The sequence below is a fragment of the Actinomadura napierensis genome (assembly GCF_039529375.1).
In the GTDB taxonomy this organism is placed as follows: Bacteria; Actinomycetota; Actinomycetes; order Streptosporangiales; family Streptosporangiaceae; genus Spirillospora; species Spirillospora napierensis.
The window spans coordinates 1-551 of the sequence record NZ_BAAAMR010000393.1 but is presented as its reverse complement, the minus strand read 5'-3'; the positions used below and the strand labels follow the sequence as shown (position 1 = coordinate 551).

Here is a 551-nt window from a genome sequence, read left to right as displayed (position 1 = left end):
CATGAAAATGCGTAGGGTCATCCATTTCAAGTAGCAGAGGAGATGGAATAATTAAAGTTCTTTGATTTACAGGAATATTTTTAATGATATTTAAAAATTCCGAACTTCCTTCCGTCATTAAATAATTAAAGTCTTGTCCTATAAATACGACGCCTTGTTCTTGCTGGTTTTTAATGGCTTGCCCCAGTACAATAATTTGATCTGTCTTTAAAATAGTTGTTTGGACCTCAGTCGTCTCATTCGGAAGGGCAGTCGATAAAATAGAAGTTGCACATCCACTTAAGCCAAGACAAGTTACTAGTAGGCAAGTGGTCAATGTTTTATACATGAACATTACTCTTAAAAATTATTTTTAAAAAACTTAGGAAACATCTGGGTTAAGAATGGAACCCATAAATCAACGTTTTGTAATTTTATTACATGTAGCTCGCCTGCTATAGTTGCTTCGTGCAATTTCTAACAGCCATGGTGTACTGTTGCCACGTTCTGCAATTTTCACGTCCGTCTTATTCTGTTTGCTTATATTCCAGAGTTTATGGAATATAGCAGCG

Annotated in this window: 1 protein-coding gene; it reads right to left on the bottom strand. The window is 35.4% G+C overall.

All coding sequences use genetic code 11. The features are described 5' to 3' along the window. A partial coding sequence (locus ABD296_RS50110) for a YidX family protein (RefSeq protein ID WP_344285770.1) occupies positions 1-328 on the bottom strand: 328 nt, incomplete at its 3' end. Positions 329-551: the final 223 nt, after the last annotated feature.